Source organism: Ewingella sp. S1.OA.A_B6 (assembly GCF_049889095.1).
In the GTDB taxonomy this organism is placed as follows: domain Bacteria; phylum Pseudomonadota; class Gammaproteobacteria; order Enterobacterales; family Enterobacteriaceae; genus Ewingella.
In genome coordinates this window covers 1-311 of record NZ_JBLJFK010000046.1, presented here as the reverse complement: position 1 = coordinate 311, position 311 = coordinate 1, and the positions used below count along the sequence as shown (strand labels likewise).

The window sequence follows — 311 nt, the reverse complement described above, 5'->3', positions numbered from 1 at the left end:
CGCCGCTATCTGGGCCTACCTGCAAACCTTGCAGCCGGTGCACCGCGAAGTGGAATCTAACCAGTTACCCTTCCCGTTTAATATCCGTACCAGCCTGATGGGCTGGAACTGGCTTAACTTCAGCACAGGTGAATATAAGCCGAAGATGGACAAGTCAGCGGAGTGGAACCGTGGCGCTTATATTGTTGAAGGTCTGGGCCACTGCGGCACCTGCCATACACCAAAAAACATGTTTGGCGGTGATAAAGAGAGTTAATTCCTGCTAGGCGCAGTGATAGAAAACTGGGTCGCACCGGACATCACGACCATTA

At 52.1% G+C, this 311-nt stretch carries 1 pseudogene; it reads left to right on the top strand.

From position 1 onward, the window contains the following. Nucleotides 1–253: pseudogene (locus ACMV8I_RS21405) on the top strand (cytochrome c); the annotation flags it as partial. Between the last annotated feature and the right edge of the window lie 58 nt (nucleotides 254–311).